The sequence below is a fragment of the Rhizobium centroccidentale genome (genome assembly GCF_030182565.1).
GTDB lineage: Bacteria > Pseudomonadota > Alphaproteobacteria > Rhizobiales > Rhizobiaceae > Rhizobium.
In genome coordinates this window covers 52,333-78,422 of the sequence record NZ_JAQJCG010000011.1, presented here as the reverse complement: position 1 = coordinate 78,422, position 26,090 = coordinate 52,333, and the positions used below count along the sequence as shown (strand labels likewise).

The 26,090-nt window shown below is 58.2% G+C and carries 18 protein-coding genes and 3 tRNA genes; 4 read left to right on the top strand and 17 right to left on the bottom strand.

Annotated features, from left to right (window positions below; genetic code table 11):
* Positions 1 to 221: 221 nt before the first annotated feature.
* The 10 genes from PH562_RS16135 to PH562_RS16090 form a co-directional block, all read right to left on the bottom strand.
* Complete coding sequence (locus tag PH562_RS16135) at positions 222 to 998, bottom strand: 5' DNA nuclease (RefSeq protein WP_285174136.1); 777 nt, start codon at positions 996 to 998, stop codon at positions 222 to 224.
* 9 nt (positions 999 to 1,007) lie between these two features.
* On the bottom strand, positions 1,008 to 2,312 hold the full coding sequence (nuoF, locus tag PH562_RS16130) for an NADH-quinone oxidoreductase subunit NuoF (protein WP_095434513.1): 1,305 nt from the start codon (positions 2,310 to 2,312) through the stop codon (positions 1,008 to 1,010).
* A 10-nt stretch (positions 2,313 to 2,322) separates the two neighbouring features.
* Entirely contained in the window at positions 2,323 to 3,444 is a 1,122-nt protein-coding gene (locus PH562_RS16125) for an NADH-quinone oxidoreductase subunit E (protein ID WP_285174135.1), read from the bottom strand.
* A 15-nt stretch (positions 3,445 to 3,459) separates the two neighbouring features.
* Positions 3,460 to 3,777, bottom strand: a complete 318-nt coding sequence (locus PH562_RS16120; RefSeq protein ID WP_285174134.1) for a hypothetical protein — start codon at positions 3,775 to 3,777, stop codon at positions 3,460 to 3,462.
* Complete coding sequence (locus PH562_RS16115; RefSeq protein ID WP_015339506.1) at positions 3,777 to 4,967, bottom strand: NADH-quinone oxidoreductase subunit D; 1,191 nt, start codon at positions 4,965 to 4,967, stop codon at positions 3,777 to 3,779. Before PH562_RS16115 ends, PH562_RS16120 begins: the two co-directional genes overlap by 1 nt.
* Before the next feature lie 66 nt (positions 4,968 to 5,033).
* Positions 5,034 to 5,636, bottom strand: a complete 603-nt coding sequence (locus PH562_RS16110) for an NADH-quinone oxidoreductase subunit C (protein WP_069614978.1) — start codon at positions 5,634 to 5,636, stop codon at positions 5,034 to 5,036.
* A gap of 18 nt (positions 5,637 to 5,654) precedes the next feature.
* Entirely contained in the window at positions 5,655 to 6,236 is a 582-nt protein-coding gene (locus tag PH562_RS16105; protein WP_113233049.1) for a NuoB/complex I 20 kDa subunit family protein, read from the bottom strand.
* A complete protein-coding gene (locus tag PH562_RS16100; protein ID WP_034489570.1) occupies positions 6,227 to 6,592 on the bottom strand; it encodes an NADH-quinone oxidoreductase subunit A in 366 nt (121 codons plus the stop codon). Before PH562_RS16100 ends, PH562_RS16105 begins: the two co-directional genes overlap by 10 nt.
* 257 nt (positions 6,593 to 6,849) lie before the next feature.
* Positions 6,850 to 6,926: transfer RNA gene (locus tag PH562_RS16095), tRNA-Asp, on the bottom strand.
* A 48-nt stretch (positions 6,927 to 6,974) separates the two neighbouring features.
* Positions 6,975 to 7,051, bottom strand: a tRNA-Asp gene (locus PH562_RS16090).
* A gap of 391 nt (positions 7,052 to 7,442) precedes the next feature.
* Here PH562_RS16090 and PH562_RS16085 point away from each other — a divergent pair.
* Positions 7,443 to 7,518 (top strand) — tRNA-Val (locus PH562_RS16085).
* A gap of 361 nt (positions 7,519 to 7,879) precedes the next feature.
* Here the strand turns inward: PH562_RS16085 and PH562_RS16080 are convergent.
* From PH562_RS16080 to PH562_RS16050, 7 genes are all read right to left on the bottom strand, one after another.
* A complete protein-coding gene (locus PH562_RS16080; RefSeq protein WP_113229656.1) occupies positions 7,880 to 9,172 on the bottom strand; it encodes a capsule biosynthesis protein in 1,293 nt (430 codons plus the stop codon).
* A complete protein-coding gene (locus tag PH562_RS16075) occupies positions 9,172 to 10,749 on the bottom strand; it encodes an LTA synthase family protein (protein WP_285174133.1) in 1,578 nt (525 codons plus the stop codon). Before PH562_RS16075 ends, PH562_RS16080 begins: the two co-directional genes overlap by 1 nt.
* A 131-nt stretch (positions 10,750 to 10,880) precedes the next feature.
* Complete coding sequence (locus PH562_RS16070; RefSeq protein ID WP_285174132.1) at positions 10,881 to 11,735, bottom strand: SDR family oxidoreductase; 855 nt, start codon at positions 11,733 to 11,735, stop codon at positions 10,881 to 10,883.
* 17 nt (positions 11,736 to 11,752) lie between these two features.
* A complete protein-coding gene (locus PH562_RS16065) occupies positions 11,753 to 13,111 on the bottom strand; it encodes an aminotransferase class I/II-fold pyridoxal phosphate-dependent enzyme (RefSeq protein WP_285174247.1) in 1,359 nt (452 codons plus the stop codon).
* Between the two features lie 62 nt (positions 13,112 to 13,173).
* Positions 13,174 to 20,634: a type I polyketide synthase gene (locus tag PH562_RS16060; RefSeq protein ID WP_285174131.1), complete on the bottom strand. Its 7,461-nt coding sequence runs from the start codon at positions 20,632 to 20,634 to the stop codon at positions 13,174 to 13,176.
* Positions 20,635 to 20,975: 341 nt separating this feature from the next.
* Positions 20,976 to 22,154, bottom strand: a complete 1,179-nt coding sequence (locus tag PH562_RS16055) for a polysaccharide biosynthesis/export family protein (protein ID WP_113229652.1) — start codon at positions 22,152 to 22,154, stop codon at positions 20,976 to 20,978.
* Between the two features lie 241 nt (positions 22,155 to 22,395).
* Positions 22,396 to 22,773 carry a hypothetical protein gene (locus PH562_RS16050; protein WP_285174130.1) on the bottom strand — a complete coding sequence of 126 codons (378 nt, stop codon included), beginning with the start codon at positions 22,771 to 22,773 and terminating at the stop codon, positions 22,396 to 22,398.
* Between PH562_RS16050 and PH562_RS16045 the strand changes: the two genes are divergently transcribed.
* From PH562_RS16045 to PH562_RS16035, 3 genes are all read left to right on the top strand, one after another.
* Positions 22,758 to 23,594: a class I SAM-dependent methyltransferase gene (locus PH562_RS16045; RefSeq protein WP_113229651.1), complete on the top strand. Its 837-nt coding sequence runs from the start codon at positions 22,758 to 22,760 to the stop codon at positions 23,592 to 23,594. The genes PH562_RS16050 and PH562_RS16045 overlap by 16 nt on opposite strands.
* Before the next feature lie 140 nt (positions 23,595 to 23,734).
* A complete protein-coding gene (locus tag PH562_RS16040; RefSeq protein ID WP_113229650.1) occupies positions 23,735 to 24,799 on the top strand; it encodes a hypothetical protein in 1,065 nt (354 codons plus the stop codon).
* A 1-nt stretch (position 24,800) separates the two neighbouring features.
* A complete protein-coding gene (locus PH562_RS16035; protein ID WP_285174129.1) occupies positions 24,801 to 26,081 on the top strand; it encodes a KpsE/RkpR family capsule polysaccharide export protein in 1,281 nt (426 codons plus the stop codon).
* The last annotated feature ends 9 nt before the right edge of the window (positions 26,082 to 26,090 follow it).

Sequence of the window (26,090 nt, the reverse complement as noted above, 5' to 3'; positions counted from 1 at the left end):
GTCACGTCTCCAGCCCAACCTGGCCGCAGACAATTTCATGATCGCAAACCGGATTGCCATCGGGGCGGCTCAAACGCCTGATGGCACCGGTTCGCTCACAATAAGCTTTGCCGAGCCTTGTCCCCGCAAGACCAGCTTTGCGATCGAGCCATGCGGGTCACCTGCATCGTCTCCATCGCCGTCATTCACGCTCCCCGGCCGCGATCCAGCCGGGGAAATCCTCAACTGCGGCCCTTCGGCAGCAGCGCCTTCGCCTGGCCAACCCAGTCATCGCGCCGGATGCGACCTTCGAAACCGAGTTCGCCATCGATCCGATCGATATCCGCATCGCTCCAGCCGGCAATATCGGCAAACCGCTTGATGCCACGTCCGTTCAGCACCTGCTCCAGCTTCGGACCTATGCCGGAAATCCGCTTCAGGTCGTCAGTCTTCTCAGCCACCTTGCGACCGCGCGGAGGGGCGGGCTTGGCTGCAACTGATGCGGCAACTTCAACCTTCTTTGCGGCAGCCGGCGCAGCGACTTTTACCTTCACCGTCTTCTTTGCAGTTGTCGTCGCGGCCTTGGGCGCGGCAACGACAGGCTTCGGCTCAGCCTTCTTTACGCCAACCGCCTTCTGCTTGGCAGCAACCGGCTTCGGCGCAGCTGCCTTGGCAACGGTCGCTGCCTTTACAGGCTTTGCGTCCCCTGCCCCGCCATTCGCAGCAGTCGGCTTCGCAGCAACTTCAGCCTGATGCTTTTCGTCGTCCAGGGCTTCGGCCAATTTGGTGGTCGCTTCAACGGCGCCTTGGAAAGCACCGAAGAATGCACCCGCCAGCTGCGAGGTAAAGCCGAAGCCGATCGCAGTAACCGCAGCAATGGCTGCGGCAGGATGGGCCATCAGCGGATGGATCGGCATGATCGGCGCGTTCCCAAACATATCGGCAGCGGCACGGCCAAAATCGGCCGATGCATTGCCGGCCGCTCCGCTTTCCTGCCTGATATCGTTGGTCTTCGCCATCTTCGATCCTTACTCGGCTGCTTCCAGAACCGCGCCGTGGCTCGTCGCGTTGGCGGTGTACTGGTCGATGCGCTTTTCGATCTCCGGACGGAAATTGCGGATCAGGCCCTGAACCGGCCATGCTGCTGCGTCACCGAGCGCACAGATGGTATGACCTTCGATCTGCTTCGTCACCTGGAACAGCATGTCGATCTCGCGCTTCTGGGCGTTGCCACGAGCCATGCGCTCAAGAACGCGCCACATCCAGCCGGTGCCTTCACGGCACGGCGTGCACTGGCCGCAGCTCTCGTGCTTGAAGAAGGCCGAGATGCGGGCAATCGCCTTGATGATGTCGGTCGACTTGTCCATGACGATCGCCGCAGCCGTGCCGAAGGACGACTTGACTTCGCGCAGGCCGTCGAAATCCATCGGGCAGTCGATGATATCGGCGGCCGGAACGACCGGGCAAGATGCGCCGCCGGGAATGACGGCAAGCAGGTTGTCCCAGCCGCCGCGAATGCCGCCGCCGTGCTTTTCGACCAGTTCGCGGAAGGTGATGCCCATCGTCTCCTCGACCGTGCAGGGACGGTTGACGTGACCGGAGAGCATGAACAGCTTCGTGCCGACATTGTTCGGGCGGCCGAAGGAGGAGAACCAGCCGGCGCCGCGGCGCAGGATCGTCGGGGCAACGGCGATCGACTCGACATTGTTGACCGTCGTGGGGCAGCCGTAGAGACCCATATTGGCCGGGAACGGCGGCTTCAGGCGCGGCTGGCCCTTCTTGCCTTCGAGGCTTTCGAGCAGCGCGGTTTCTTCGCCGCAGATATAAGCGCCGGCGCCGTGATGAACGAAAACATCAAAATCCCAGCCGAGCTTGTTGTTTTTGCCCAGCAATCCAGCATCGTAGCATTCGTCGATCGCAGCCTGTAGGGCTTCGCGCTCGCGCATGTACTCGCCGCGGACATAGATGTAAGCGGTGTTGGCACCCATGGCGAAACCGGCGATGACGCAACCTTCGATCAGCGTATGCGGATCGTGGCGCATGATGTCGCGGTCCTTGCAGGTGCCGGGTTCCGACTCGTCGGCGTTGACGACGAGATAATGCGGACGACCGTCGCTTTCCTTCGGCATGAAGGACCACTTGAGGCCGGTCGGGAAGCCCGCGCCGCCGCGACCGCGAAGGCCGGAAGCCTTCATCTCGTTGATGATCCAGTCACGACCCTTTTCGAGGATTTGCTTCGTGCCGTCCCAATGGCCGCGCGACATCGCGCCCTTCAGAGACTTATCCTTGAGGCCGTAGATATTGGTAAAGATGCGATCCTGATCCTGTAACATGCTTCACCTCTTACCGCGGCTTCTTGCCGAAGACCTTGATATATTCCGCTTCGCCACCCTTAGCGAGTGCCTCAGCCTGCCTGACCCAGTCGTCACGTTCGATCCGGCCCCTGAAATTCAGATAGCCATCGACCCAGCGGCGCTCCGCCTCATTCCAGCTGGCAATCTGCGCGAAGGTGAAGATACCGAGCTCGTGCAAGGTCCCTTCGATCTTCGGGCCCACGCCTGAAATGAGTTGCAGATTATCCGGCTGCGCGGGTCTTTCGATACCTGCGGGCCGATCCTTGTCGTCGAGCGACGGCTTGCCCGCAACGGGCTCCGCAGCTGCAGTGCCCGAAAGCGGCTGCGTTTCGGCCGCTTTGGCATTCTTGGCTGCTTCCTTCGGCGCCGTTGCCGGCGTCTTCAGGCTGGGATTGGTTTCGGCGTCCGTGCTTTTCGCGCGGCCGGCTTCCGACGGCGGGATCGATACGGCTTCGGCAGTGGCCTTGGCCGTCTTGCTTGCAACACTCTTTGCCTTCGCCTCATCCGAAAGCAGCGACGTCAAACCGCCTTCCGGAGCGGAGAAAACGCGATCGATCTGCGGGCCGGTCTGAATCTTATGGCCCTTGCCTGCGGCGAATGCATCGATGATCTCTTCGAGACGTGCCGGCGTCAGATCTTCATAGGTATCCTTGCCGATCACCACCATCGGTGCGTTGACGCAGGCGCCCTGACATTCGACTTCTTCCCAGGAGAGCGTGCCGTCGGCATTGCGCTCGAAAGCATGATCGTTGATCCGGCTCTTGCAGATCTTGATCAGTCCCTCGGCGCCGCGCAGCATGCAGGGCGTCGTGCCGCAGACCTGGACGTGGGCGCGGGTGCCGACCGGATGCAACTGGAACTGCGTATAGAAGGTCGCGACTTCGAGCGCACGGATATAGGCCATATCGAGCATGTCGGCGATCGTTTCGATAGCCGCCTTGGTGACCCAGCCTTCCTGCTCCTGCGCGCGCATCATCAGCGGGATGATCGCGGATTGCTGACGACCATCAGGATATTTCTGAATCGTCTTTTCAGCCCAGACCGCATTCTCCGCATTGAAAGCGAAGGCGGCAGGCTGGAATTGATCTTCGGCTAGTCGACGAACGGACATCTTTCACGCCTTATCTCAGTTTAAGGACCCACACCGCGTATTCGTCAGAGACGAGAATTCGCAGGCATAGGCCGACTGGTCTTTCTGCATAAACACAACAAACTTGCCGCCATTCGGCACAGCGGCCTTGATCTCGTAACCGCGGGAAAGGAGATCACCCATGGTCGAATCTCCGCCCGACGCAATCTCACTTCCACTTTTCGCAGAATTCGAATTGATCGAATTCGAATTCTGCAGGTTGATGCTCGGCAGGCCCTGCGTCTTGCCGGTCTGCTGTGCAGAGGCACCGCAGGCGACCAGAAGCGCTGGAATGACGACCTGCCAGGCTCGCATCAACGATCCACCTCACCGAACACGATATCGAGCGAGCCGAGCACGGCCGCGACGTCGGCGAGCTGGTGGCCGCGGCACATGAAGTCCATGGCCTGGAGATGCGCATAGCCCGGCGCACGGATCTTGCAGCGATACGGCTTGTTGGAGCCGTCCGAGACGAGATAGACGCCGAACTCGCCCTTCGGCGCCTCGACAGCCGCATAAACCTCGCCCGCCGGCACGTGATAGCCTTCAGTGTAAAGCTTGAAATGGTGGATCAGCGCTTCCATGGAGCGCTTCATCTCACCGCGCTTCGGCGGAACCACCTTACCATCGAGCGATGAAACCGGTCCGGTCCTGGCATCGCCGAGCAGGCGATTGACGCACTGCTTCATAATGCGGACAGATTCGCGCATTTCGATCATGCGGATGAGGTAACGGTCGTAGCAATCGCCGTTCTTGCCGATCGGAATATCGAATTCGAGATCGGAATAGCATTCGTAGGGCTGCGCCTTGCGCAAGTCCCAGGCAGCACCGGAGCCGCGGACCATGACGCCGGAGAAACCCCAGGCCCAACAGTCTTCCAGCGAAACCACGCCGATATCGACGTTGCGCTGCTTGAAGATACGGTTACCGGTCAGAAGATCGTCGATGTCATCGAGCGCCTTGAGGAAGGGATCGCACCAATCGCCAATATCCTGAACGAGCTTTTCCGGAAGATCCTGGTGAACACCACCCGGACGGACGTAAGCTGCGTGCATGCGCGAGCCGGAGGCGCGCTCGTAGAACACCATTAGCTTTTCGCGCTCTTCGAAGCCCCACAGCGGCGGCGTCAGCGCGCCGACGTCCATAGCCTGCGTCGTGACGTTCAGAAGATGCGACAGGATGCGGCCGATTTCCGAATAGAGCACGCGGATCAGCTGGCCGCGGATCGGGATATCGATGCCGAGCAGCTTTTCGACGGCCAGCGCATAGGCGTGTTCCTGGTTCATCGGCGCGACATAGTCGAGGCGGTCGAAATAAGGAACGGCCTGAAGATAGGTCTTCGTCTCGATCAGCTTTTCCGTGCCGCGATGCAGCAGGCCGATATGGGGATCGACGCGTTCCACAATTTCGCCGTCCAGTTCGAGGACAAGACGCAAAACGCCGTGCGCAGCCGGATGCTGCGGACCGAAATTGATGTTGAAGTTGCGAACGTTATGTTCTGTCATGACGGCGATGCTCGCGTTTTCGGAATTTCAGAGGATGGCAGGCCGAAGCCCGCCACACGCCAACAATCAGGCCTTCGCCTTTTCGTCGCCCGGGAGCACGTAGTCGGTGCCCTCCCACGGCGAAAGGAAGTCGAAGTTGCGGAATTCCTGCTTCAGTTCCACCGGCTCGTAGACGACGCGCTTGGCGGCATCATCGTAGCGGACTTCGACGAAACCGGTCGTCGGGAAGTCCTTGCGCAGCGGATGACCTTCGAAGCCGTAATCCGTCAGCAGGCGACGTAGATCGGGATGACCTGTGAAGAGAACGCCGTACATGTCCCAGGTTTCACGCTCGAACCAATCTGCGCCGGGATAGACGCCGCAAGCGGAGGGAACAGGCTGATCTTCGCCGACAGGAACCTTGACGCGAATGCGCAAGTTCTTCTTGGGCGACAGCAGATGATACACCACATCAAAACGCTCGGCGCGCTGCGGCCAGTCGACGCCGCAAATATCCGTCATGTTGACAAAGCCGCACTTGGCGTCGTCACGCAGGAAGGTCAGCAGGGCGATAACGTTTTCGGTCGTCGTCGTCACGTTCAGCTCGCCGTACTTGATCTCGCTCGAAGAAATCAGGGCGCTGCGAACTTCCGTGAGGTAGGCGGCGAGTTCGTTCAGGGCTTCACTCATAATACCTTGTCCCCTGCCTTACCGTTCGATCGTGCCGGTGCGCCGGATCTTCTTCTGCAGCAGAAGCACGCCGTAAAGCAGCGCCTCCGCCGTGGGAGGACAGCCCGGAATATAGATGTCGATCGGAACGACACGGTCGCATCCGCGAACGACGGAATAGGAATAGTGATAGTAACCGCCGCCGTTGGCGCAGGAGCCCATCGAGATGACGTAACGCGGCTCCGGCATCTGGTCGTAGACCTTGCGCAGCGCGGGCGCCATCTTGTTGGTGAGCGTGCCGGCGACGATCATGACGTCGGACTGACGCGGCGAAGCGCGCGGCGCAAAGCCGAAGCGCTCGACGTCATAACGCGGCATGGAAACCTGCATCATCTCCACGGCGCAGCAGGCGAGACCGAAAGTCATCCACATCAGGGAGCCGGTGCGGGCCCAGTTGATCAGCTCATCGGTGGAGGTGACCAGAAAACCCTTGTCGGCGAGCTCGTTGTTGATCTCGCCGAAGAACGGATCGTTGCTGCCAACGGGCTTGCCGGTTGCGGGATCGATAATCCCCTTCGGCTGCGGCGCAACGAGCGTCGTGTTGCTTGGGGCTACTCCCATTCCAGGGCTCCCTTCTTCCATTCATAGATAAAGCCGATGGTCAGCACCGCGAGGAACACCATCATCGACCAGAACCCGAACCAGCCGATCGCACCGAAGGATACGGCCCACGGGAAGAGGAAGGCGACTTCCAGATCGAAGATGATGAAGAGAATCGATACCAGGTAGAAGCGGATATCGAACTTCATGCGGGCGTCATCGAATGCATTGAAGCCGCATTCGTAAGCCGACAGCTTTTCCGAGTCAGGCGCCTTGAAGGCGACGGCAAACGGCGTGATCAACAGCGCCAGGCCGATTACCAAGGCAATACCAATGAAAATCGCTATCGGAATATAGGAACTGAGCAGTCCAGTCATCATGTCCATCCCTGCTTGCGTCAGCGCCGGGGCGGCGCATCTGAGCAAATGCCCAGCAAGCGAAAGAGCGTTGCAACAGAGCCGTGGTTAGCGCAGCCGGAGCGCGGGCGCAAGCCTTTTGAATCTGTCTGTTAGGGTACTATCGAGCGGTAGATATCAATGTGTTGCGACGGCAACGCGACAAATCAGCGCTGGCGCGAAAAGGCTCCTTCGCAATCGCAATAAATTGATGTTTGATTGTAAGGGCTTGGAGAGAATGGCGCGAGTGACGGGGCTCGAACCCGCGACCTCCGGCGTGACAGGCCGGCACTCTAACCGACTGAGCTACACCCGCGCATTGTTTGGCCTTTCAGCCGATGCAGATCTGAAATTTGCCTTGAAATGGCGCGAGTGACGGGGCTCGAACCCGCGACCTCCGGCGTGACAGGCCGGCACTCTAACCGACTGAGCTACACCCGCATTTCATTTCAAGCATTCCAGATGCTTCCGCACCCATCAAAGCGGCCCTCGCCGTTCGATGAGCGGCTAACTACGGGGTTCGTGTTTGGGTGTCAAGCAGGTTTGAATACAAATCGATGACAGAATGCGAATTGTTTTGGACGAGCACTCCCGTAGTTTTCGATCCCCTCGATTTCACATAGCAGGTTCCCGCCCCACGCATTTCATTCGAGCCTGATATGCGTAGGAATAATTAGGCAGGCCTCCCATCCGCTCATGTGGATGACCACGATCGGAGAGGTGTAAAATTCAAAAAAATCAAAAAATCTTCACAAACACTCTTGCGGTTTGTCGTCGTTCCGCATAGATCACGGCCACCGAACGCGGCGGGCCAATGACCCGCTTCGCAGAGGGGCGATTAGCTCAGTTGGTAGAGCGCCTCGTTTACACCGAGGATGTCGGGAGTTCGAGTCTCTCATCGCCCACCATTCTTCACGTATTCAATTGTCAGTTTGAGATCGCCGGCTGTTCGCTGCTGCAATCACGATGAGCGACTTTGCGCGACCAATACGTGTGGCTCAGTAGTTGCCGAGGATAATGACGGCCAGAAGTACCACGGAAACAAGTACGAGGGCTGCGATAATCATCAGCAGCTCCTTCAACATGAATCGTTCCATCTTGCTGTCATCCATGCCGTTTGCTCCCGCAAACCGTTACCACATTCATTCCCAACGTCGAATCGACGCGCTGAGTTCGGTATCAGTCCACATGTAAGTGGCCTCGTTGTCAATTTCAGCCTGAAGATCCTCGCAGGGACAACAGTTCTTCTTCCATTGTATTTCGTCGCCCTTATGGCACATGGCGCTTCGCCGGTCGCCGCCTTGGCGGTGGGTCTATATAGGCATCTGGCAGATTGACCGTCCGCGACAGTAATCTCTCCGCGATCTGCGCGGCGGCGGCACGCGCGCCCTCCCTGGAACAAAAGTTGCCGCGCACCTGTACAGCCGCGGCCAGCAGGCGAAAGAACGCGCCGCGCAGTTCCGACGACGGTGGCGTCGGCTCCAGCCAGAATCGATCCAGGCTGCCTTGATCGCTCAAACCATCGATATCGTAGATCGCCGCTCCCAGCGCTTTGACCGGCTTTCCCACCTGCAGCGCTGAAAGTGCCGCAGTCGAGTTGACAGTTACCATGCCCTGGCTGGCGGCAATCAGCCGGTCAAGACTGCCGCCATCGATCAGATGGAGGCGAGATGGCAATCCGTAAGAAGCGCCGATGTGCTCGACATAGGTCCGCCAGTCCACGAGCCCGTTGTCGAGCGGATGAAGCTTGAGGACGAGATGCGCGTCGGGCGCGGCATTCTCCGCGAAGGAACGGAGAATCAGCCGGATCGCATCCTGCTGCAGATGGAAAGGCGAGTGTGCTCGCAACTGAAAATCGGTCTGAAGCTGTAGGGGATAGACGAAGAATCGTTTGCCGCCGGCAATCAGATCCTTGATCACACCCTCTGCCTCTCGTGCCCTCCTGCCCCTGGAAGGAAGCTTCCTCAGCCAGCCGGCATATTCCATTAGGGGATGGTAGAGCCCATGCCGCCGATAGCCGGGATAGAGAAACCACAGAAAAACCGTCGGCAGATAATAGGCGAGATCGTAAAGCGCTTCCGCTAGGAAAGTCTGGTTGTAACGACGCGTCCAATCAGGTTCCGGCAGCTTGGACGCCGCCTTCAATATATGGGCCGGATCGGCCGGAAAGTGCGAATTCGAAGAGAGGCCGTCCCGTTCGAGCGTCACCCAGTCCGGCCGCAAATATCCCATCTCGACGACATTGACGGTAACGCCGGCACGCCGCGCCTCCTCGATGGCAACCTGATGATAGGGGCGCTCCTCGCCATGCAGAATCAAGTCGGTGAGGTTCTCGGCCTCGATTCGCTGTCTGACATAGGCGCGCCATCCAGCAAAATCGCCGCGATAATTGGAGACGCCGCGCCGGCGCCAAGAAATCCAGTCCCCGGCATTCAGGTTGATGCGGATACAGCGGCTGCCGGCCATCTCCAGAATCCTGGCGATCTCGACGAACAATGGCGAGGATGGCCCCTGCAGGAACAGGAATATGCGCGCGGGGGCGATGCCCTCCCCGCTCAGCATCACTCCGCAACCTCGGTGGCAAGGCCGGCATAGTGCAGCAACGTACCGAACAAGTTCCAGGGCGCCTCTTCCTGCGGCGGCTGTGGCTTTTGGGAGTGCGAGCGCGCGCGGCCAAGCGGAACGATGACGTAATCGGTGCGCGGGTCGGGGAACGGATCCGCAAAGGCCTTCAGCAAGGGTGCATGATCACCATAGAAGAGCAGCCAGACCGGGCGATCCAGCCTGTCGAGATGATGGGCGAGATTGCCGAGCGCATGATCGGCGCGCATCAGGAGCTCGCCATAGATATCCACCGGATTGACGAGGTCACCGCAGCGACCCGGCTCCCAGGGGCCGTGATTCGCCATGGATGCGACAAAGAGGAAATTCTTGCCGGTACCATCGTCGTCGATCGTCCGAATCACGCTCTTCGTCAGCGAGAGGTCGCTGACATAGGGGCCATCGCGTTCCGGATTGTGATCGAACTCGTCCAGCATCATCATCCGGTCGAAGCCGAGCTGCGGCAATGCCTTGTGACGAAGGAAGAATGTCTTATCGTAAGGATGGATGAACTGCGTCTTCCAGCCCGCCTTCTTCAGCCGCGCCGGCCAGACCACATCCTTATAGTGGCTGGCGCGCAGATAGGGGTAGCTGGCATCGATATGCACATTTTCGGGCAGCAGTCCGCTCAAGACGGCAAATTCGGTTCGCAGCGTATAGCCACCCTCGAAGACACTGGTCATGCGGCCCCATTGTGCGGCCTGCTCACGCAGGCGGTCGAGATTGGGAAGCTTGATATTGTCGACACCGAAATGTCTGAGGTCGATGAAGGATTCGGATTGCCAGACGACGATGAGCGGTTCGTCTTCACCATGCTCCCAAAGCTCCTGAAGCGCCGACATGAAGCGCCCGGACAATTCCGCGACGATCGCCTCGCGCCGGACACCGACCCAGATGACGAAATGAAAGACGACGGAGGCGAAGGTGCCGAACCTCACCGTATCGATCTTTACGTCAACCTTGCCGAGAAACTTCTGTGTGAAACGGCAGACCGGCTCGCTGACGACCCTGCTGAACAGCGCGAGCCATGGCGCGAAGGCGACGACCAACATCAACAGAACCCATAACAATTGGTTCGACGCCGGCAAAACCGATGGCTCGAGATACATATAGAGGCCGCTGAGGCCGAAAACATAAGCGAAGGCGATAATCCAGAAGACGATGTTCAGCGAGGTCGCGTAGAAGATCTCCTTGTATTTGAAAACATCCACGACCAGCGCGATGTCCGAAAAAACCAGAGGCTCACGGATAAACTCGAACTTCGCCCTCGATATGCCCGTGAAGATGACGAAGAAGCTGATGACAGCCTGCGTGCTGTAGAGCGGGCGCCAGGAAATGGCGAAGAAGGCGACATAGATCAATATGATGACCGGAATCCTGGCCACCCAGTCGCAAGCTACCCGCCGCCAGCTTCTTTTCGGGCGATTCTCGGCGGTGACGGCAGCCGGCATGGCGAAAGGATCGGTTAGCAGGACGATGACGCAGGAAAACGCGAAGCAGGCAAGCGTCAAAAGAACTGGAAAATCATGAAGCTTCAAGATTGCGCCATCCAAATGCCCGCCGCCTCTATGACATTTCTCATATCCGCGAGGAACGGGCCGCCAATTCCCTGACTTAGTTTCTCTTGCACGTGTTTCACCGACAGCGCAACACCGGTAGTTGTTTCGTATTACTTATCGCTATCAAAGCCTTGCTCGGCGGTATCGGCAAGACCGCGATCCCCCTCCCCACCAAATATTTTTCGCGTCTTGCGCGAAAACCACCATAGTAGCGGCGGTTTTATCACTGGTCCGAAAAATGCAAGCGCCGTCAGCAAAAATCCGAAATGGATTCTTTGCTTGCCGCGATCCAATCCTTGGACGATTTTTTCCGCGACCGCCTCGGCACTCCACGGTTTGACGGTCCCCATCAACATGTCCGCTTCGCGAGGTCTGAGAGAGATTTCCCGACGATATTGCGGCGTCATCGTATCGGGTGGGAAACAGATGGAAATCTTTACGCCTGAAGCGGCAGCCTCGGCGCTCAAAGCTTCGGCAAAGCCAATCAGCGCCGATTTGGATGCGCAATAGGCGGTATAGCCGAATATGCCGATCAAGGCCGCGCCCGAGGAGATCATCATGATCCGGCCGCTGCGCCGGCTCTTCATACCCTTATAAACAGCGCGAACCGCGTTGGCCGTCCCAAGGACATTGATGGAGATCTGCTCATCGAAAACCGATGCCGGCATCGCATCGAAGGCGCGGGGCTCGACGATGCCCGCAGAAACTATGAGGATATCGCAAGGGCCGAAGGACGCCTCGCAAAGCTTTACCGCCTCCGTGGTCTGCTCGGCCGAAGCCACATCAACGGAAGCCGTTCGGATAAAGGCGCCGTCGACACCGGGAAGCGCTGCGATTTCGGCACGTGCGTCTTCGAGGCGCCGCGTATCGCGAGCAAGGAGCGAAACTCGAGCCCCCCGCGCCGCGTAAAGCTTCGCTACCGCCAGACCAATTCCGCTTGAACCTCCCGTGACGATAACGTGCATGAGACGACCGCCCGAACTTATGAGCCGCCTGGAGCCTGGGCCAGGGGCAGCAGCTGCATCATCTTGTCCATATCCAGCGAGGCGAGACCGAAATTGCGGTCCTTCAAACTCTTGAGTTTTTCCGCTGTCAGCCTGACGGCGCGCCGGATCTGCTCCTCGGTGTGATCGCAGGTGATGAAGAAACGGAGCCGAGCCATGCCCTCCGGTACCGCGGGATGGATGATGGGCAACACATTGATGCCTTCGGCGAGCAGGTCGTTCGAAAGCTGCGCCGCACGAAGCGAATCGCCGACGATGACGGGCACGACCGAATGGCCCATGCTGAGGCCGGTATCGAGTCCTGCCGCTTTTGCTTCTTCAAGAAAAAGGTGGCCGTTGCGCCTGAGGCGTTCGGTTCGCTCCGGTTCGGACTTGAGGATATCGAGGCCAGCGATGGCAGCGGCGGCGAGAACCGGTGAAAGACCGACGCTATAGACGAAACCGCCGGCTTCCGCTTTCAGAATATCGGCGAGCGCGCTGCTGCCGGCAATATAGCCGCCACAGCTGGAGGTCGTCTTCGACAGGGTGCCCATCCAAATATCGACGTCACGCGGATCGAGATCGAAATGCTCGAACGTGCCGCGACCCCTCTTGCCGAGAATGCCAAGTGCATGCGCTTCGTCGACCATCAGCCAAAAACCGTAGCGCGTCTTCAATTCCAGCAGAGCGGGCAGATCGGCGATATCGCCATCCATCGAATAGATGCCTTCGACGATGACGAGGACGCGCCGAAAATCCGATGAGAGCGTCTTCAGGATATTTTCGAGGCTGTCGACATCATTATGCTGAAACAGCCGGCGTGCCGCGCCGGAAAGCTTGATGCCGGCAAGCGCGCTGTTGTGAATGAATTCATCATGGATCACCAGATCTTGTGGCCCCATCAGGCAGCCGATCGCGGCGACATTGGTCAGGTAGCCGCTGACGAAGCAGACGGCAGCATCGACGCCATAGACTGAGGCGAGCCTGCGTTCGAGCTCGACGTGACCAGGCCGCTCTCCTGCCACGAGGCGACTCGCCGAAGCCGAAATTCCGAAGCGGTCGATCGCCTCTTTGGCACGTGTGGCGACATGCGGATCGGTATTGGTCGCCAGATAGTCATAAGAAGCAAAATTGACGAACTCGCGCCCGCCGATGCGCGTCGTCGCGCCGGCAGCGGCATCATGCGACCGGTAGAAGGGATTGGCGACACCGAGCAACTCGCCTGCCGTACGTTGCGTTGCAACACGCTTGTACTCCGGCAGATCCTCGAAGCGCGTCACATGGCGCGGCTGTGCCTGCGGCTGCCGGTTCAGCCGTTCGGTTCGATTACGGCCGGAGGATTCGCCAACTCGGCGCATCTGTTCGAGCAACTTGCTTTTCTTCTGCTCCGCCGGATTGCCATCATCGGCATCATATGTGGTCACTGGACGGCCCTTTTTTCCTGGTCTGAGGCATGGCTGCGCGCCAGACGCTCGACCACCTCGTCTCCGGCCGCGTCACCACTAGCATCATCATCATTGCGATTCATGACTCGATCACGCAAGCGGCTGACGACATCGCCCACGGTCGTGCCCTCGCCTACGCCGCTCAAAGGAATATCGAAGCCGGTCTTCTGCTGGAAGCTCATGCCGAGCTCCATGGCCATCAGGCTATCGAGGCCGATATCCTTCAAAACCTTGTCGGGCGTCACCGTGTCTTCCGTCACGCGCAGGATGGCGGCAATCTCCGCAGCGACGAGCGCATGCAGGACGGCCTGAGCCTCCTCTTCCGATTTCCCTTTGATCAGCTCCTTGAGATCGATGCCATCTCCCTCGTTCAAAGCCTGATGGCTGCCTGTATGCCGCATCAGCGGTTCGAACAGCGACCGGCCGGAGATTGGCAGCAGGCGAACGGCATTCCAATCGATCTCGGCGATCATGACTGCCGCCGCATCGACCGCGCCTCTGTCCGCCAGCATATAACGCTCGACCTGCTCCAGAGCGTCGCGCGCCTTCAGCGCTGCCTTACCGATGCGCTTGGAGAGCAGATCATTGACCTCGATATTGCGGGCAAGGAAGCCCTTGTCGGCAATGGCGCCGAAACCGACGGCGAGCGCGGGCTTGCCGGCAGCGCGGCGAGCGCGCGCCAGGCCCTCCAGGTAGCCGTTTGCCATCACATAATTCGCCTGGCCGGGATTGCCGAGCATGGTCGTTGCCGAGGAGAACAGCAGGAAGAGTTCCAGCTTGTCATCTCGTGTCAGGCGATCCAGATTTTCCGCACCGCGGATCTTGACCTCGATAACGGGACGATTGCGCTCCGGCGTCAGGTTGGCAAGCAGCGCGTCATCCAGAACCATGGCGGCATGAACGATACCCTTCAGCGCGCCTTCGGCGCGAAGCGAGGCAAGCAGCGTCTCGACCGCGACAGCATCGGTGACATCGCAGGCATGCAGCGTCGTCACGACACCGCGCCTGGCCCAATCGGCTATCGCCTTTTTCGTTTCCGCATCGGCAATGCCTCGGCGCGAGCACAGCGCTACGCGGCGCGCACCCCTGGAAACAAGCCAATCGGCGGCGGATAGGCCGAAGCCGCCAATGCCGCCGGCAACCAGGAAAACGCCCCTGGCATCGAAGCGCAGAGATTTCGCAGGTGTCCGCAGGACATTGTCGACACCCGCAACAGGTGGACGCACCACGATCTTGCCGATATGGCCGGCATTCTGCATCAGCCGGAAAGCGTTGCCGATCTCGTCATAAGCGAAGGCGCGATATGGTAAGGGCGTCAGCTTTTCCTCGGCGAAAAGCTGGCCGATCTCCCTGAAGATGCGCCGTGTCAGGTCGGGTACATTGACCAGAAGCTGATCGGCGTCGATACCAAAATAGCTGACATTGCGCCGGAATGGACGCAGGCCGATCTTACGATCGGCGTAATAGTCACGCTTGCCAAGCTCTAGGAAGCGGCCGAATGGCTTGACCAGCTCGATGCTTCGCTCCATCGCTTCCGAAAAGAGCGAATTGAGAACAAGATCGACACCCTCGCCGCCCGTAAGCCGCCGCACGCCGGAAACGAAATCCAGAGAGCGGGAATCAAGCACATGATCGGCGCCGAGCATTTCGAGGAAGCCACGCTTCTCGACCGTACCGGCGGTGGCGATCACCTTGGCACCCTTAAGCTTGGCAATCTGGAGCGCCGCCAGACCGACGCCGCCGGCAGCTCCATGAATTAGTATGGTTTCACCCGGCTGAATGCGCCCAAGCTCGACCATCGCATAATAGGCGGTCAAAAAGGCCACCGGCACGGTGGCGGCGGCAACGGTTTCCATCTGCTGTGGCAGCTTTGTCACGCCATCGCGGCGAACACGCACATGGGTCGAGAACGCAGCAGGCCCGATCCCCATCACCTTGTCACCCGGCTTAAGATCATCGACGGCATCGCCAACGGCAAGAATTCGCCCAGCGAATTCCATGCCAATGGTGGCACCGGCAAAGCCGTCTTCCAATGCTTCTTCGGGCAGAACGCCCATAGCCCACATGACATCCCGGAAATTGAGGCCGGTGGCTTCGACGGAGACAACAACCTCGCCTTGGTCGGGCGCGGGAAGGCTCGTCTCCTCCCAGGCTACGCTATCCAGACGCCCGCTCACATGCTGGCGGATCGTTGCTGCCGTGAAATCACTGCCGCTCGCTTCGATGGCATCGAAGGGACCAGCCACAGCCCGGATTTCCCGGACCCTTCCGGTCACGCGATCCAGCAACCATTCCCTATTGTCCGTTTCCGCGACCATCAGGGTATCGATCACCGATAGCACTCGACTGCCAGCCATATCGGCATCCAGCAGGTGCACGTCAAAGGCATCGTATTCATTCTGAAGGACGCGTCCGAAAGCCCACAGGCCGGCATTGGCACCATCGATAGAGCTAGCCGACAGCGGAGAGCCGCCGGGCGCCACGATGACGAGTCGAGGCCGTGTTCCATCGGCGTGCTGAGACAGCAGGTTCGCCAATTGCATGAAGGCGGCGAGACGTGACAACGAGAGTTCCGCTGCATCGCCACGCTTCATATCCGCAAGATAAACGACGCGGCGCGTAGCCGGGTCAATGGTATCGAGAGCGTCGACAATATCCGGAGACGATGCACCAAGATCGATCACCGTTATATTCCTGCCCAGCTTGCCGAGACCCTTCCGGCCCTGCTCCGACAAGATCAGGATCGGATCGACGGCTTCCACGACAATATCCTCTGCCGGCTGCCGCTCGGAGACGGCCGACACCGTAATCAGCGCGCCTTCGGAAAAGGTCTGTTCATGGATCAGAGGCTTGGCAAAGCCCAGAGTTCCGACGAGATCGGCAATCTGCTGGGGTGTACCGAGCCGTCCGACCGGAAATTCGGGCGACTGGCTATCGGCAAACCAGCCTGCGGAAAGGCCGAAGACGAAATCGTTGAAGGCGCTCGGCGCGCGATCGGCGAGCAGCAACTGCGCGCCGCTGGCGGCGACCGACCGAACCATCCGCTTGATATCATCATTGTGGCGCATCAAATGCTGGCTCTGATCGCCGGAGGCAATCACGATGTCGGCGACAGGGCGATCCTTCAGCCTGGTTGGATCGGCCACAATAACATGTACATCACGCTCGAAGGCGATCTCCAATGCTCGGCGGGCTTGCTCGCGCGGCTCGGCGATCACGAGACATGCGCCTGCGGCCGCAGCGATCGTTGCCAGCTTTCGACTGAAAGCAACCGATACCGAGCCGACCTCAAGAACGTGCCCGATCGGCCTGTCAATGGCCTCGATGGAGGAAGCCAATGCCTCTGCCAGCATCGAAAGCCGTCTCCGGCTCAACGGAGAATGAACAAGCACATGCTCCAGCGTCGCCCCACCCGGCATATTTGCACCCTGGCTCACAGGCTCACGCCCCAGCACATGCGGACGTATCACCGCCAGATGCTCGATCGTCTCGCGATAGGCATCGCCAACGAGGACACTCTCGGCTACGCGCCCGGCGTCCTCGCGATAGATTTCCTGCACCAGCTCCGCCACCGGCGGCAGCGTCGGCTCCAGGGGTACATGCCACCTGCCGTCCCCCGTCTCCGCGATGCCGGCGTCCTCCAAAATGTAAAGGCAATTGACGAGGAAAGACCTGAACTCGGGATCACCGGGAAGGCCGGAGAATGCGACAGTACCGTTGCGGTCCGCAACCTTCAGCGCGATATCATGGCAGGCCCGATAGATCGCGGCGTCAAGAAGAAGACTTGCATTGTTGAGTGCATGGTTCCCATCGGAGGCGCCATGCGATGAAATCCACCGTGTACCGGCGCTAGGTCTGTCTCCGCGGGCGAAATGAGCTGAAGGCACTCCCTCATAATGAAAGGCGACGGAATCGAGCGTTGCCCTGCGGCGCAGCTGCGTGCGGCGGAAACGGCAATCGTCAAGAACGACGACCGGCCTGCCGTCTGCATCGAACAGAGTGAAACGGGCCTTGATTGAATTCGCGCTAAACCGCTCGATCTCGATAACGGCTTTGACGATCGGTCTTCCCTTGCCGAAAGCTCTCACTGTGCCGAAATGAACGGGAATATAGGGAGCACCGGTTTCGTCGCCGGAGAATTGATCAAACAATGCTACGAGGCCGTGAAACGCCGCATCGACCGACATCGGGTTGAGATTATAGCTGGCGAAGGGATGAGACGGCGGGGTAGCCGGCTTCAGATCCACTTCGATCGCATGATGACCAAAGGCCACGGCTTTCGACAGAAGTTGGAAATGCGGGCCATAATGCAATCCGAAACGTTCCGCCGTTTCGTAGGTCACATCGGAGGTCAACGTCGATTTGCGCTCTGTACCCGATCGCTCGAAGGGCTTGCCGTCCCCCTCGCTCGCCAAGGGCTTGCGGCAACGTCCAACTACGTGAACCGTCCATTCGTCATGGCTTAGGCGTTCGCGCGACCGGATCTCGATATCTCCGGTCTCCGGCGACAGGATCGTCGATAGCTCGACCATTCGATCCTGGGACAATTCGAGCGGCCGGATGATTTCGAGATTGCCGATTTCAACCTCATCCGCCCCGTAATAGCGTTGCGCCGCCGTTACCGCGATCTCGACGAAGCCACTGCCCGGCATGATTGCCTTGCCGTCGACCATATGTTCCGCAAGATCGGGGAAGAGACGGGCGTCGAGATGGTTCTTCCAATTCGAACCATTGAGATCGGCGCGCCAACCGAGCAGCGTATATGGGCTCTTGCGATCCCGACCGAAGATATCGATCTCATCCGTCGTCGGAGGGGTGCGAAGCTCCACTGGCTCGAAAGGCAGAGGCGGCAGCTTGACGAAGGCGTTGCGGGTGGCGCTGCCGCGAGCACGCAGCGCAGGCGCTCCATTGGCGACTGCCCGCGCAAATGATTGCGAAACCGGATCATGGTCAGCGACGGGCGCCTCCCGTAGCAAGGTCGGTATCGCAATGACCTGAACCGATGTCTGTTTGGCGATCTCCGCCACATAGTTCGACAGGATCGGGCGCGGCGAAATCTCGATGAAGAGGTTGCATCCCATCGCCATCGCGGCCTGACAACCGGCCTTGAAGAGCACGGGATCGCGAACATTGCGCCACCAATATTGCGTATCCAGCAGGCGCCCGTCACGCAATTCACCTGTTACCGTCGAAATGAAGATCCCCGTGCCGCTATCGGGTGCGAGATCGGGCAAGTCCGCGAAAAAGGCCTCTTTGGCGCGGTCGATAATCGGATGATGGAACGGATAATTGATATCGAGAATATGCGCGACGATCTGGGATTTGCGCGCTGCGTCCCTGTAGGCCTCTATCTCATCGGCCGGACCGGAGATCGTTACCGAATTCGGCGCGTTGATCGCCGCGATGCATATGTTGTCGAGACCTCTGGATTTCGCAAAGGCCAGCGCGGCATCCTCGCCTAGCACCACGGCGGCCATCTTGCCCTCGCCGGCGAGGAGATCCTGATGCAGCGAGCGCTTGGCGACGATGGCAACCGCTTCGGCAGCCGTCAACGCCTTGGCGGCATAAGCGGCGGCAATTTCGCCGACCGAATGGCCGAAGACCGCATCGGGCTTGACCCCCATGGACCACAGACAATCCGAAAGGGAAGCCTGGATGGCGAACAACAGCGGCTGCGCGATCTTTGTATCAGCCAAGCGCGCGGTAAGATCGGAAGCGACCAGGACATCGGTCAGCTTCTCTCCGAGATAATATTCAAAGAGCGCGCTGAAGGACTGGAAGCATTGCCGGAAATGGCGGTTTTCCTGATAGGCACCGACACCCATTCCCGCCCATTGTGAACCGTTGCCGGAAAAGACGAAAGCGATCTTGGCGGCCTGCGCCGGAGCCTCACCCGCCTCGCCGACCGAATTTTTGCCTGCGAGATGCGCATCGATCGCGGCAAGCACGGCCGCGCTGTCCCTCGCGCGGGCAGCAAAACGATGGCGCATGGGTTCGCGATTGGCCGCGGCGGAAGCAACGATCTGACGTGCTTCCTTGGGCTCGGCAGTTTCAAGACGGGTCCTGTATTCCTCGAGCAATGTCGAAAGAGCGGACGCAGTGTGAGCGCTGACGGCAAAAACAATCCCCTCGCCCCGGATTGGCGGCTCCGGCGGCGCAATCGGATCGGGATCGCTAATGACGACGTGGGCGTTGGTTCCGCCGAAGCCGAAGGAATTGATCCCGGCAAAGCGCACCTGCTTGGCCGGAAGAAGCTCGATTGTTGATGTGTTGACCCTAACGTTCAGTCCCTCGAAGTCTATGGACTCGTTCGGATGATCGAAATGCAACGAGGCTGGCAGGAAATTATTTTCGAGCGCAATCACGGCCTTCAACAACCCGAAAAGACCGGATGCCGGTTCGGTATGGCCGATATTCGTCTTGATCGAGCCGATCGGTACCGGCGCCCGCCGATTGCGGCCTATGACTTCGCCGATCGCCCAGATTTCGGCGGGGTCGCCGACCTTCGTTCCCGTTCCATGCCCTTCGATGAAGGCGATGCGATTGACGTCGATATTGCGCCCTTCATAGATCGACTGAAGCAAGGCGGCCTGCGCCTCACGCGACGGCATGGAGATGCCGTTGGTTCGTCCCGAAGAATTGACGCCCACGGCATGTATCCTGGCATAGCTGCGGTCCTTCTCGCGCAGTGCAACGTCCGTCCGGCGCAATACGATCGCCGCGCCACCTTCTGCACGGACGTAACCGCGGCCGTTGTCGTCATAGGCGCGGCAGAGCCCTTCCGGCGATAGCATGCGCGCCTGGGCAAAGCCCACGAAGGACATGGGGTTGAGTAGGATGTTGATGCCGCCGACGATCGCCGTATCGATCTCGCCGTTCTCCAGCGCCTTCACTGCCTGATCGAGCGCGACCAGCGACGACGAACAGGCCGTGTCGATCGTCATGCTCGGTCCGCGCAATCCGAATATGTGGGAGATACGGTTGGAAACGATGGAAAGCGTATTGCCCGTCATGAAATATGGGCTGCCCGAGGCGGGGTCTTCCAGCGTCAGATTGCCATATTCAAGGGAGGATGCCCCGACATAGACGCCGACGCGCTGTCCCTCGAATCCATCGATCGGCAGGTTTGCATCTTCCAAAGCGCGCCAGACTATATTCAGAAGGATGCGCTGCTGCGGGTCCATCTGCATCGCTTCGCGCTGGGAAAGGCCGAAAACCGCGGGATCGAAGGCGTAGACATTATCGAAAACGCCAGCTGCAAAACTGTAAGTCTTCCCCTGAATACCAACAGCCGGATGCCAAAAGCGCGCGAGATCCCAGCGCTCCTCTGGTATGCGGCTTACGGTACAACGCCCCTCCTTGAGGACAAGCTGCAGTTCTTCAATCGAACTCGCCCCTGGGGCAACGCTTGCGCGTCCGATAATTTCAACTGTCATGTTCTCTCAGCAATACTCAAAGAAGGGCACCAAACTGGCCGAATTCAATATCAACTGCACACGTTATTATCTGTGGTTGTTATCGACAAAAAAATTGCGTGTGCAACCAATATGCGGCAGCGCAACAACCGATGCAATATGCGATCTCTTACACCCTTCAATCCAAGTCGAAGATCGCAGCTATTGCTTGCGACGATTGTCGTGTTTTCGACAAGTCAGTTCGCGATGAATTTCCGTTGCCGACAAGGCACGATCCGTCACAATCATACAGATGTCGGCATTTGCCAACGAATAGGAGCGCAGGAGACCAGATGGAACCGCTGCCCTTCATTTTTCCAGGATTACTGTCCCAGATTCACCGCTGTTGCTGCTCCCTGGGACGCGATACCTAGCGGCGTACCGATAAGATTCAAGAACTTCCTGATGTCGACGGAAGGATGGCGCGACACGTAGATGACGTCGCGGCTCTTGACGGGGAAAGTCTGTCCCACGATCAGGCTGTCGGGATTGGACATATCGAACCGATAGACGATCGGATAGCGTCCCTTGGCATCCGGCACCATTCCCTTCCGCAGCAGGTCCTGGAAACGGGCGGGACCGAGCAGAATCTTGGCGATTTCAGGCTCTTCGTAGCGGAACAGGAAGAAGCCTTTGGCGTTGCTCGCATCGTCGATCGCGCCATGACCGAGGGCAACGGCCTCGAGCAGATTCAGATCGTTCGCGCCGAACTCGATACGGCCGTCTCCGCGAACAGAGCCGAGCAAGGTGAAGGTTCGCGGATCGCGGACGAGGAAAATCTGGTCGCCCGGCTGGACATAGATATCTTCAGAAGGATGCTCGATGATCGACTTCAGCAGAACCGTTCCGGTTCTACTGCCCCGAACCAGCGTAATATAGGTTTCGTAGGGCTGCGTCGCAGGCCCACCCGCCTTGGCGATGACTTCGGTGATTTTTTCCTTGGTCAGGTCCAACGGCACCATGGAAGGACGGCCAACCGCACCCGAAACGGTGACGCTCCGCGAGGGCGTGCCCATGCTTGTCACGATAACGTCAGGCTCGACGGCCTTGGTTGCCAGAGCCGCGAGGATTGCCTTGCGAGCCTGGTCAAGCGTCTTGCCGGCGAAGCGAACCGAGCCGGCATAAGGGATTGCCGCCGTGCCATCCGGCTGAACGACGATATCGAGCGATACCTGCTTCGATTGCGCCGTCGAAAACAGGCCATCGGCGCCAGCTTCGAAAATCGTGACCTTCAATGCATCGCCGACACCGATAACGACCGGACCGACGCCGCCGCCCATGCCAAAACGACGATTGAGCGTGGAGGAAACATAATCGGAAACCAGACGCGCACTGCGGCTGTCGATGTCAACGATATCGAACACGGCAGCATTTCTGCGGCCTAGTTCAACGCTGGATTGACCAGCGTCCTTTACAATGGCGCCAGCTAAAGGACCTTCGCTCGAGACGGAATTGCACCCCGCCAGAACCACGCAACAAAGTACGGCGCCAATACGAAACAATTGAAAACCTCAAACCAATTAGCTGCCGTGATTACCTGATGGCATACATCGACATAGAATGCATCAAATCTATCGACGCCTTGAAAAGCATAACGGGCACGCGTCAACAAGCCCAAATGCCGGGAATACAATCAAAAATATCAGGTGCGATCATCTGAACACACCCGGGTTTCAAGAAGCGCCCGATCAAATCGGATTTATATGGAGCAAAGGCAGTTAAAGCAATTTGCACGAGTATTATTTAGAATTTAAAATTAAAATTTTCTGAAAAATAAAAAGAAGCCGTTAAGTAAAGGCAATAGTAAAAAATCGCCCCGATCGCCGACATAAAGTTCCGCAGAATCGCACTTATGCCGCTTTTCATAAGATTGCTATTGCCTGTAAAAGAGTTGAGTCCTGATCCGCAACCCATGCAGAGATGACAGACCACAACAATCGGTACTTGCCGAATTTCTGCCTCCTCGGCAATGCTCGATTGTTCATCGGCACTTACAAATTCCGCCAACTCGCCGCGAGGCGACAGCGGTTTGGGAGCCGCGATGCGCCAATGCGAGAACGTCTCCGGATCGGCGGAATGCCGATTGAAATGAAGGTTATGTATTAATGCTTGGTTTTTCAAAGCGCTCCCAAAAGAAAGCATCGAAAAGTCCTCTGGAGATATTCGATCAGTACGAGCAAGGCAGGCCAGCGCACCAGAACGCCATCGATGCACTTCAAGGATGGAACTGTGCGTTTCCGCCGGCATTCGGTCTCAGCGCCGGCAACCTGCCCCTTTATGCCGACGACCGCATCGATTGGGCGTTGCACACATTCGGATCGATAGAAGGCAGGACCGTTCTCGAAGTCGGTCCGCTCGAGGGGATGCATACCCACATGCTGAATTGCCATCGCCCGGCACGGATCGATGCAATCGAAGCAAACCGGCTCTGTTTTTTAAGATGTCTGGTAACCAAGCAGATCCTGAACATAAATACCGCCTCTTTCATGCTCGGCGATATTCAGGCGTGGCTGGCGGAAGGCGAAGAAATCTACGATTTAGCGCTTGCATCGGGGGTTCTCTATCATATGGCCGACCCCGGTGAATTTCTTCGCTTGCTGGCAAAGCGATCCAGCGCGGTTTTCATCTGGACGCACTTCGTCCTGGAGGAGGCAATGCCAGAGGGCGACGTGCGGTGGCTGCCTTTCAGCGGCAAGGTGGAGACGAAACTGATAGACGGCATTGCGGTGCGCTATTACGAGCGTAGCTATCACCATGCCAATGCCAATGCGTCTTTCTGCGGTGGCATGAAGGACCGGCACTTTTGGATGCACAGGGACGACATCTTGATGCTGCTGCGTACATTCGGCTTCAATGACGTTGTCATCCGAGATGAAAATCTAAGCCATCCAGGCGGCCCCAGCTTCTCGCTGCTGGCACGAAAAGCGCCCAGCAAGACCTGACGAGGTTCGAATGCCAAGGCCTGACATCCGCGATATCGATAGGCATCTTGACAGATATGATGCTATGCAGGGTGCAATAGCGTCATCCCATCGCCAATTTCGGCACTGTGCCGATCTGGTAAAAGCGCCGGAGAAACTCCGTGCTTTTTAACCTCGAATATGATCGCGGCAACGTTATCGAGGGCTATCTGATCCCCGATGGCTTCTCCGACAAACCACAGATCAGAATCTCGGACGCCGATGGCGATCTGATGATCCTGCCATGCGACCAGCTCAAACAGGCGGTCATCGACTCAGGACGGCACGAAGACGGCTATGTCGGCTTCAGGCTCGATACGACAATCATGCCGGACCTCATGGAACGTACCTCGCTGATGATCCATGACGCTAAATCCGGATTGTTAATCTATCGGCGACCGCAAGTATCGAACACGATTCCGTTAAAGATTGTAAGGCTAGAGACACAGCTGCTGCCAATGGTCAAATTCGACTACTATTGCGGGCGCAACTTTCAATATGAGCTTTCATCCGTCGAGCGCTTCGGTCACGAAACCACCCTGCAGGCCTTTCATCTGAACGCCATCCAGTCGATCTATCTTAGTGGCCGGCTATTGATGCGCAATTATGAAGAATTCCTCGACAAGGGATTCAAGGCCATCGTTCTGCTTACCGATCCCTATTACGAACTTGCTCTGCGGATATTCCTTCTGAAACGAATGGCGAAAACTCAGATTTCCTTTTTCGGCGATCGCGACAAGATCATCCTGGCGCCTGCTGCGGAGCATTTTGCCGAGGTAAGCCTCGAAAACGAAGCCTCTCTCAAGACAGCCCTGAAGAAAGCGCCTCAGAGTGTCAGAAATGTTCTGGTATCTCCGGTCACCCGGCAATTGGCCACGACCATACCGGAACAGACCGTGACACGCGGCGATGTTGCTACCGCGATCGATCTTCTCTCGCGCTTTGCCATTGTCGGTTTCGATACGGACAGTCTTTATTTTCAACAAGCGCTCAGCGAGCTCATCGGTATTTCGGTTGACGATTTTCCGTTGCCACCCAGACACAGCACCCTTGAAGACGTTGCAGCAAGGTTGCGTTCATTGCATATTGCCGAACTTATGCTCGAAGAGGATTTGATTTTCGACCACTATGTGCGTCAGGCGATGAAACCAACCGCGCCCGGACTGCCGGAAACGATTGCAAGCTGACATGCCGAAGACAGTCATTGAAGACGCGATAGTCCAGGACTCTCCGCGGGTAAAAACGAGCCGGCATATCCTGCCTTCGCTGTTTCGGCGCAGGCTGCCGGCGCAGCGTACGCGTACCGATCTCGAGGACGTCGAATACATACCAGTGCATGACGGCAACGAGCCCGAAACACAGTCGGGCGGCAAGCCGCCGCTGAGACTCATCGGCTTTGTCCTGCTCGTTATTCTGCCTTTCCTGGCCAGTTCAGTATATTACGCCTTCATTGCCTCGAACCAATATGTGGCGGAAGCACGTTTTGCCGTTCGTGCCGTGTCGGGAGCAGGCGACACCAGCGATGCCGGTGATGCCGGCGGAGCCACCAGCGCTCTGAACATGCGCTCGGCTTCGCAGGACGCTTATGTCGTCACCAGCTTCATCCACTCGACGGAAATTTTGAACCGGATCGGCAAGAAACTCGATTACCGGGCCATGTTTACCCGGCAGGATGCGGATTTCCTGTCGCGATTCAGCTCGGCGCGATCCGACGAAGAGTTCCTGAAGTACTGGAACGATCATGTCAGCGCCTATATAGACGTCACCTCCGGCATCATCACACTGAAGGTCCGGGCTTTCACGCCTGATGATTCCGTCAAGCTCGCGGACGCCATCATTGAGGAAAGCGAAAAGCTCATCAACGAGCTTTCCGAACGGGCGCGCAACGACATCGTGCAGAGCATGAAGGCCGACGTTCAGAAAAGCGGCAAGACCTATGGCGATACATTGATCGCCCTCAACCAGTTCCAAAATGCATCCGGCCTTCTGAGCCCGCAGACACAGGCGCAGAACAACGGCACGCTTCTGACCGGGCTGCTTGCGCAAAAGCTGGAATTCGAAACACGTCTCTTCGTCATGCGACAGTCCAACGCCCAGAATTCTCCGACCTATCAGCAGCTCAATCTCGCCAAGGACAGCCTCGATGCGCAGATCGAGAAGATGAGATCGGAGTTGACAGGCCCTGAGAATGCGAGCCTTGCAAAGGCTCTGCTGGATTATTCCAGGCTTGAAACCGATCGTATGATCGCTGAAAAACTCTACGAAAGCGCGCAGAAGAACTATGACGCCGTACTTGCCGAAGCTCTGCGCAAGACTCTCTACCTCGCCGTTTTCGTCAAGCCGGTACTGCCTGACGAATCGATATTTCCGCGTCGAGTCAGCACACCGCTGATCATATTGCTTGCGCTTGTTGTCGCCTGGGCGACGCTTTCTCTCATCTGGGCATCCGTCGAGGATCACCGGATATGAGCGGGAAAG

Excerpts from the sequence above, each read along its gene's own strand:
- PH562_RS16125 (WP_285174135.1), bottom strand. The coding sequence starts at position 3,444 with ATGTCCGTTCGTCGACTAGCCGAAGATCAATTCCAGCCTGCCGCCTTC.
- PH562_RS16105 (WP_113233049.1), bottom strand. The coding sequence starts at position 6,236 with ATGGGAGTAGCCCCAAGCAACACGACGCTCGTTGCGCCGCAGCCGAAG.
- PH562_RS16100 (WP_034489570.1), bottom strand. The coding sequence starts at position 6,592 with ATGACTGGACTGCTCAGTTCCTATATTCCGATAGCGATTTTCATTGGT.
- PH562_RS16110 (WP_069614978.1), bottom strand. The coding sequence starts at position 5,636 with ATGAGTGAAGCCCTGAACGAACTCGCCGCCTACCTCACGGAAGTTCGC.
- PH562_RS16065 (WP_285174247.1), bottom strand. The coding sequence starts at position 13,111 with ATGCGCCGAGTTGGCGAATCCTCCGGCCGTAATCGAACCGAACGGCTG.
- PH562_RS16070 (WP_285174132.1), bottom strand. The coding sequence starts at position 11,735 with ATGCACGTTATCGTCACGGGAGGTTCAAGCGGAATTGGTCTGGCGGTA.
- PH562_RS16060 (WP_285174131.1), bottom strand. The coding sequence starts at position 20,634 with ATGACAGTTGAAATTATCGGACGCGCAAGCGTTGCCCCAGGGGCGAGT.
- PH562_RS16080 (WP_113229656.1), bottom strand. The coding sequence starts at position 9,172 with ATGCTGAGCGGGGAGGGCATCGCCCCCGCGCGCATATTCCTGTTCCTG.
- PH562_RS16115 (WP_015339506.1), bottom strand. The coding sequence starts at position 4,967 with ATGACAGAACATAACGTTCGCAACTTCAACATCAATTTCGGTCCGCAG.
- PH562_RS16035 (WP_285174129.1), top strand. The coding sequence starts at position 24,801 with ATGCCGAAGACAGTCATTGAAGACGCGATAGTCCAGGACTCTCCGCGG.
- PH562_RS16045 (WP_113229651.1), top strand. The coding sequence starts at position 22,758 with ATGCTTGGTTTTTCAAAGCGCTCCCAAAAGAAAGCATCGAAAAGTCCT.
- PH562_RS16135 (WP_285174136.1), bottom strand. The coding sequence starts at position 998 with ATGGCGAAGACCAACGATATCAGGCAGGAAAGCGGAGCGGCCGGCAAT.
- PH562_RS16120 (WP_285174134.1), bottom strand. The coding sequence starts at position 3,777 with ATGCGAGCCTGGCAGGTCGTCATTCCAGCGCTTCTGGTCGCCTGCGGT.
- nuoF (WP_095434513.1), bottom strand. The coding sequence starts at position 2,312 with ATGTTACAGGATCAGGATCGCATCTTTACCAATATCTACGGCCTCAAG.